Source organism: Bradyrhizobium sp. 134 (assembly GCF_023074155.1).
GTDB lineage: Bacteria > Pseudomonadota > Alphaproteobacteria > Rhizobiales > Xanthobacteraceae > Bradyrhizobium.
The window spans coordinates 1-7,878 of record NZ_JADPKX010000029.1 but is presented as its reverse complement, the minus strand read 5'-3'; the positions used below and the strand labels follow the sequence as shown (position 1 = coordinate 7,878).

The window sequence follows — 7,878 nt, the reverse complement described above, 5'->3', positions numbered from 1 at the left end:
ACCTGGCGTCCCCAGAAGCATCGAAATCCTCGTGCCGCCGGAAAGCTTGCCGATCCTCGAATGGCTCGGTATCAAAACGTCGAAATCACTGTGATGAACCACTAGTGGGGCTTGAAGAAGGACAGAGGTCGACGCGAGCGTCGTCCTGTGTATTCACCAATCGGTCAGGTTACGGCCTGTGAAGTGGACCCCGGAAATAGGACCAAACGTTAAGGTGTGAAGCGTCCTGCTCTGTTTGAACCGACGGAGCACGGATATGACGAAATCACGCAAGAAGTTCGATGCCGCATTCAAGGCCAAGATTGCCCTGGAGGCCCTGCGCGAGGTCGCGACGGTGCCTGAACTGGCGAAGCGGCACGGCGTTCACCCGAACCAGATCTACGGCTGGAAGAAGCAAGTCCTCGACAATTTGGCGAGCCTGTTTGTGCGTGGCGCGACGGCTTTGGGAGATGGCGAGGAGGAGCATGAGCGTGAGACGGCGAAGCTATATACCAAGATTGGCCAGTTGACGGTTGAAAGGGATTTCTTGGCCAAGAGGCCCGGGCGATGACTCGTCCCCGAGCGCAGGGCGATGGTCGAGCGCCCTGGCGAGAATTTGTCGGTTCGGCGGCAATGTGAGCTGCTGAATCTGGCGCGTTCGGGCGTCTATCGCTCCGAGCCGGTGACCAGCTCCGACGATCTGGCCATGATGCGACGGATCGACGAATTGCATCTGAAGTGGCCGTTCTACGGCTCGCGACGAATGGTGTTCGAACTCAACCAGGCAGGCTACGGCATCAACCGCAAGCGCATGCAAAGGCTGATGCGCGTGATGGGAATCGAGGCGCTGGTCCCGCGTCCCGGCACCAGCAAGGCAGCGCCCGGCCACAAGATCTATCCATATCTTTTGCGCGGCGTCAGCATCACCGAGCCCAATCACGTCTGGGCCAGCGACATCACCTACATTCCGATGGCGCAGGGATTCCTGTATCTGGTGGCGATCATCGACTGGGCTACCCGGGCGGTACTGGCGTGGCGTCTGTCGAACACGATGGATACGGGCTTTTGCATCGCCGCGCTCGACGAAGCGCTGGCGCGGCACGGCCGGCCTAAAATATTCAACACGGATCAGGGCGCGCAGTTCACCAGCTCAGCCTTCACCGGCAGGCTTGAGGCTGTAGGCATTGCGATTTCGATGGACGGACGCGGTCGTTTCATGGACAATATTTTCATCGAACGGCTGTGGCGCTCGATCAAGTACGAGGAAGTGCATCTGAAAGCCTATGCCGACGGACGCGAAGCGCGAGATGGCATCGGATCATGGATGAGCTTTTACAATCGTCGCCGCCCGCACCAGGCAATGAATAACCAGTTTCCGATGGCGGCATGGCGTGCCGGCATCGACAGGACCGAGGCGGCGAGGACTGTGGATATGCCGCTTCGCTTGGACAACGCAAACGCGTTGCCCACATACCCACAGCAGACGCAACAGCAGCAGAAGAAAGCTGCTTGATTTGAACGACAAGGCAGGCCGGATCACACCTTAAGTTTGGCGATCCATGGTCCCCGCTCCGGGGTCCACTTCACACAGCAGACGCAACAGCAGCAGAAGAAAGCTGCTTGATTTGAACGACAAGGCAGGCCGGATCACACCTTAAGTTTGGCGATCCATGGTCCCCGCTCCGGGGTCCACTTCACACAGCAGACGCAACAGCAGCAGAAGAAAGCTGCTTGATTTGAACGACAAGGCAGGCCGGATCACACCTTAAGTTTGGCGATCCATGGTCCCCGCTCCGGGGGCCACTTCAGCTCGAGCGAGCCGAAAGCTTCGTGGACCGAATGCAACATGGTTCTGTCGTCATGCACGGCACTAGAGCCGCCCCTGTGTCTGGCACAATGGGCCGACCTGTGCCTGGCCATGTCGTCGATGTGATTGATATTGCCACCGTCACCAAACAGCCGGACGAAACAGAAGGCGCCATCGCAGTGCTGTCGCCGGATCCGGTGATGTTCATCGGCTATTGGAACAATCCCGCAGCGACGCGCGAAAAATTCGTGGAGGGGCCGGATGGCAAATGGCTTTTGGCGGGTGATCAGGGCTTACGCGATGTTCAGGGCCGAATCCGTTACCTTGGACGCAAGGACGACGTGATTGGGTCTGCTAGCTATCGAATTGGCCCGGCCGAAATTGAAGATTGCTTGCTGGCTCACGAACCGATTCTTATCGCCGGCGTGGTCGCTAAACCTGACCCGCTTCGCGGCGCGGTGGTAGCCGCATACGTGGTGCTGAAGGAAGGATTTGTCCCGTCAGAGGCTTTGGCTGACAAGATTGCGAGGTTCGTGAAGTCGCGATTGGCGGCACACGAATATCCACGAGTGGTACGGTTCATTGATCATATGCCGACGACGACGACTAGTAAGATCATTCGCAAAAGTCTACGCCAAATGGCCGAAGAGGAGGCTCGAAGGGAAATGCAACAACCAGGAGGAGTTGATAGGGAAGCGCGGCCGTTTCAAAATCGGCCCTTGGGACCTGCCAAATTTGCGGCCTTACCGCGGCCAAGCGCATATCAGCGCCGGCCCTTTGGTCGGTTCGCCAGTACATTTCTGATCGAAAAGCTGGAATGGATGCGTGAGACGCCCGGAAGCGTCGAGAGGATTTCCTTGTGGATCCGCTCGAACTCGACAGCATTGGCTGCTTCCACTCGCAGGAAGTAATCCGCACCCCCGGTCATGAGATAACACTCCTGGATCTCCGGATAGTGGCGTACCGCAGCCTCAAATTAATTGAGATACACGACCGTCTGCCGTTCCAACGTGATGTTGATCAGCACCGCAAGACCTTGCGAGTCGGCGCCGGTCTCGACGAGCGCCGTGTTCCTCGAATGATGCCGGCCTTCTCGACGAGCTTGATACGCCGCAAACAAGCCGAGGGAGAAAGCCCAACTTCCTCCGCCAGATTTACATTGCTTACCCGGGGCGTTCACGCGTAGTCGTCCGTTAAGAAGCCGAATTGAGCGGGGCGGTACAGGCGAGCGTTCGCCATAGCTGTGCCAGGAACATGCACAAGAGTTCTCTGAGCCAGGCGAGGATGCGGCGGAAGTTGTAGCCCACGGCTGAGAGCACGACGTTGGCAGCGTCGCCGGCGCGGCCTTTGAGATAGCAGCGGCCGAGGTGACCTTCGGCCTTGAGGTGTCCGATGAGGGGCTCGATCGCGGAGCGGCGGCGCAGCTCGCGTTTGATGACGCCGAAGACGCCGCGCTTCTGGCCGGAGATGAAGACGCGACGGGGATTCTGCGCGTCGTGGCCGCGGTATCCCTTGTCGACATAGGCCCGCTCGATCGGACAGCCGGTGAGCGTCTCGGTGCGGTCGATGACGTCCCGCAAGGTGTGACCGTCGTACGGGTTATCGGGCAGCGCCCTGGCGTGCAGCACGAACAGGCCACCGGGAGCCCGGCGGTTGTTGGTGACGATGGAGGCCTTGACGCCGAACTCATAAGGCGCGGCGGCCTTGCCTTTGCCGATGCACTCCACCTCCGGGGCATGAAATGAATAGAGCTTCCAGCCGCGCTGGCGCTGCTGCTGGGAGCGGATCTGGCTGGCTCGGCCAAGCGGAAGGGCGAATGCCTCCTCGAGGGCTGGCTGGCGCTCGATCTTGCGACGGATGTCGCGGATGATCCGGCCCAGCCGGCTGCGCAGGATACGCAACTGCCGCTGATGCCGGCTGAACTGTTTGGCATGGGCGTAGCGGCCCGCCATCATCGCAGCGGCCTTGGCGATGCGAGAATAGGATTGCCGCAGCCTGACGGCGTGCCTTCTCGCCAGGCGATTGAGGCCCTGGATGGCCGCATGAAGCAGCTTGGCGTCGGTCGGAAAGGTGATGGCCTTTGGCTGCACCGTGGTATCGACCGTGACGCGCTTGAGGTCCTGGCTGCGTAAGGCGCCGGCTTCGTGCGCCACCCGCAGGCTCTCGGCCAGCAGCAGCTCCAGCTTGTCGCCGAGCCGCTTGCGCCAATGGCTCAGGTCCGAGCGTTCGTGCGGGAAAGCGTGCTGGAAAAACTCTTCGCCGGTGAAGAACTGGAAATAAGGGTCGTGGACCCAGCGCTCGCACACCCCCTCATCGGACAGCCCGTAGATATGCTTGAGCAACAACAGCCCGATCATGAAGCGGGTCTCGATCCCGGGCCGGCCGTTCTCGCTGTAGAGCGGCGCGATCTCGCCGTCGATCCAGTCCCAATCGATCTTGCCGGCAAGCAGAACCAACTCGTGCTTCAGATTGATGATCTGGTCCAGCCGCGCCCGGAACAGATCGTTCGATCCCGTCGTCCTGTGCTTCTTCGGTCGCATCGGCCCCTCCGATGCACCACAGAATCATGGTCCGCAGCGAAAGGGAATCCACAAACGAAAATTGCAAGGTTTGGGGGCCTCAAGCCCCCAATCCCTGCAATCTCAAATGCCGCCGCAACCGGAAAACTGACTCCTGCTCAATCGCTTAGTGCCTTGTTCACGGACGACACGCGTAGCGCGCGCAAAATATTACGATCTATGCTGTCCATTGGCGTCGTGCAGTTTATTCGAAAAGTTGGCAGATCGCGCTAATTTGTAGCATCGTTTCGTACAATTGAGCAAGGAACGCGCAGCATCCACTCGAATATTGCGCTAAGCCGTTCCGCGTGAAAAGCGAAGAGACACTCGGCCGGGCTGATCCGAAGATGCGCTTCGACGGTAAATCGCAGGGCTTTCCCGGCTACATGACCGTCGATCTCGCCGCGTTACGTCCGAATTTTGAGCGTATCGCATCGCTGGCGAATCCGGCTTGCGTGGCTGGAGTGGTCAAAGCCGATGCCTATGGCTTGAATGCCGTCCGGGTGGCGGGATCGCTGTTTGACGCCGGCTGCAGGCGCTTTTTCGTCGCGCATGCGGAGGAGGCCATTGCATTACGGCCTCATCTTGCGAGCGACGCTAGCTCTTCGTGCTGAACGGCCTATTACCCGGTGCGGAGGCTGCTTGTGCTTCGGCTCAAGTCATTCCCGTCGTCAACTCCTTAACCCAGCTTTGCCGTTGGCGCAGTCAGGCACGCACCGAGGGTCGGCGTCTCCCTGCTGTTCTACAGTTCGATACGGGCATGTCACGACTTGGGTTTGCGCCCGCTCAGCGAGCTGAAGTGCGCATGGAAATAGCGCAATCACCGGAGCTCAAGGTTCTCTACGTCATGAGTCATCTCGCCTCCGCAGATGAGCCCGCCAAGGCCCAAAACGCTGCGCAGCTCGCGGAGATGGAGATCGTGACAAAGGAATTCGTGCCGGTGCCATCCAGCATCGCCAACCGCGGTGGCGTGCTGATGGGCAAGGAGTATCATGGAACTCTCGTTCGTCCAGGGATCGCGCTCTATGGCGGTGCGCCGCAGGTGGATGCCGTAAATGCGATGGAGCCCGTCGTAAGCCTCTCCATTGCAGTTGCGCAGACCCGCACGGTCTCGGACGGCGCTACGGTCGGCTACAGTGGCGCTCATGTGGCTACCGGTACCACCCGGCTTGCTACCCTTTGCGCCGGCTATGCCGACGGGCTCCCACGCAGCTTGAGCGGTCGCGGAGCTGTCTACTTGCGCGGCCAGCGTCTTGCCATCGTAGGGCGCGAGACGATGGACAGCGTAACAGTCGACATATCCGGACTGTCGGATGACACACTCGATCTAAGAAGCTTGGTCGAAGTGGTTGGTCCTCATCAGACACTCGAAATGCTGGCGGCTGACGCGGGCACGATCTCCTACGAGAGTCTCCCCCGCCTTGGTCGTCGCTTCTTCAGAAGCTATTGCTGAGCGTCCATCGCAGATTAGTCGGCATCGTCGAGCAAAACGTTGGATTAGATAATGAAAGTCATCATTCTCGGCGCGGGCGTTATCGGCGTCACCACGGCATATCAACTCGCGAAGCTCGGGCACGAAGTCCTCGTTCTCGATAGGCAGTCGGGTCCAGCACTGGAAACGAGTTATGCGAACGCCGGGGAGGTATCCTTTGGCTACTGTTCGCCGTGGGCTGCCGCCGGAATTCCTATGAAGGCCGTCACTGCGCCATTGATCCTTCGCCCGAAGCTTGATGCGGCCATGCTCTCTTGGCTTGTCCGCATGCTATCCAACTGTACGGCCACGCGATATGCGCTCAACAAAGGACGGATGCTCCGCTGCGGACTACAGTCGCATAGCGCTTGCCGAGGTGAAAGGGGAGGTCTCGTTGAACTATGACGAGCGCACGCAGGGAACCCTGCAGCTGTTCCGAACTCAGCAGCAGCTCGATGCATCAGCAAAGGATGTGAAGGCTCTTGCGGCAGATGGCGTTCCTTTCGAGGTACTCGATCGCGATGGCTGTGTTCGGGCCGAGCCCGCCTTGCGCTACGTGCGAGATCGATTAGTTGGAGGACTTCTAACTCCGAAGGACGAGACCGGCGATTGCTTCAAGTTCACTAATGCGCTGGAGCAGAAAACCGCGGCATTGGGCGTTGACTTCCGTTACGGACATTTCATCAATGGACTTGACATCGAAGCCGGTCGAGTGCGCGGCGTGATCACCGATCACGGGATATTCGCTCGGACGCAGTAGTTGTCGCACTAGGAAGCTATTCACCTCTTCTCCTCAAGAAGATCGGAATCAAGCTGCCAGTCTATCCTGTCAAAGGATACTCGCTGACAATTCCAATCACCGACGCCTCGCGCGTCCCCGAGTCGACTGTCATCGACGAGTCATACAAGATGGCGATTGCCCGTCTCGGAGATCGAATTCGAGTCGGCGGGATGGCTGAAATCTCGGGCTACACCAATGACCTCGTCAACTCGCGTCGGCGAACGTTGGAGTATTCCGTGATGGATCTGTTCCCCGGTGGAGATCCCAAGAGCGCATCCTTCTGGTCAGGCCTACGACCGATGACTCCAGACGGCACCCCAATCATCGGCGGGACCAAGATCAGAAATCTATTCTTGAATACCGGGCATGGCACTCTCGGTTGGACGATGAGTTGCGGTTCCTCCCGGGTCATAGCGGACCTTGTCTCGGGACGAAAACCCGACATCGAAACAGAGGATCTCGGACTAGCATTACAGTTGCCGTTTTGCTTTGAGATGCGCGCGCTGAGCGGCAGCCTGGTGAGCTCTGCGCCAGAATGACCATGCGATGACATGCGCGGGTTGGATCCGCTTTCGAGCAAGCCTGCTGGCGATGCGGCGGATTTCCTGGATTGACCAACGGATCAGTGGCGGTGTGGGTATGCTTTGGCTTTTGCCGGGGGGCGGCGTTTGGTTTTTTTGGGCGGTGGCGGATTGGCGCGATGGCGGATCGCCGCCATCATGGCGAAGGCGAGCATCACCAGGGACACGTGGCGATGCCAGCCATGCCAGGACCTGCTCTCGTTGTGATCGAGCCCGAATTCGTTTTTCGCGGTTTCGAAACTGTCCTCGATCGCCCACCGATGGCCTTCGACCGCCACCAGCGTTTCGATGGACGTTCCCGCTGGACACCAGGTGGTGAAGAAGGCGAGATCGCCATCAGCGATATGGCGACGGATCAGCAGACCGCGCGTCCATAAACCATCATTTGCGCTGTTGAACTGCTCGACCTCGAGATCGGCCAGTTCGAGATAACACCAGTCATGCAGCCTCGGTCCTTTGGTTCCGGCTCCCGCCGACAAGCGCTTCCAGTCGGACGGGCGCCGCGTCCGGGCGATGTCTTCGGCCTTGCCGGCGACCGGCTGTCGCTTGCCCCAGGATCGGAAGACATGAGAGCTGCTGACCCCGAGCACATAGCCTTTGCCTGCCCGCCGTAGCTGCTGTTCGATATCGCCAACACCGTAGACCGTGTCACCGGCAACCCACTTGAATGGTACAGACGCGGCTATCGCACGTGCGATCAT

2 protein-coding genes and 5 pseudogenes are annotated in these 7,878 nt (G+C 59.3%); 4 read left to right on the top strand and 3 right to left on the bottom strand.

Going from position 1 to position 7,878, the window contains the following annotated elements:
* Positions 1–256: 256 nt before the first annotated feature.
* Positions 257–1,348: pseudogene (locus IVA75_RS09525) on the top strand (IS3 family transposase); the annotation flags it as partial.
* 470 nt (positions 1,349–1,818) lie between these two features.
* Positions 1,819–2,340, top strand: a pseudogene (locus tag IVA75_RS09520) (AMP-dependent synthetase); the annotation flags it as partial.
* 209 nt (positions 2,341–2,549) lie between these two features.
* Here the strand turns inward: IVA75_RS09520 and IVA75_RS09515 are convergent.
* Positions 2,550–2,956: pseudogene (locus IVA75_RS09515) on the bottom strand (Lrp/AsnC family transcriptional regulator); the annotation flags it as partial.
* A gap of 23 nt (positions 2,957–2,979) precedes the next feature.
* A complete protein-coding gene (locus tag IVA75_RS09510; protein ID WP_247282890.1) occupies positions 2,980–4,326 on the bottom strand; it encodes an IS5 family transposase in 1,347 nt (448 codons plus the stop codon).
* A 365-nt stretch (positions 4,327–4,691) separates the two neighbouring features.
* Between IVA75_RS09510 and alr the strand changes: the two are divergent.
* Positions 4,692–5,797: pseudogene (gene alr / locus IVA75_RS09505) on the top strand (alanine racemase).
* Positions 5,798–5,848: 51 nt separating this feature from the next.
* Positions 5,849–7,135: pseudogene (locus tag IVA75_RS09500) on the top strand (D-amino acid dehydrogenase).
* Between the two features lie 83 nt (positions 7,136–7,218).
* Here the strand turns inward: IVA75_RS09500 and IVA75_RS09495 are convergent.
* A partial coding sequence (locus IVA75_RS09495) for an IS701 family transposase (RefSeq protein ID WP_247358730.1) occupies positions 7,219–7,878 on the bottom strand: 660 nt, incomplete at its 5' end.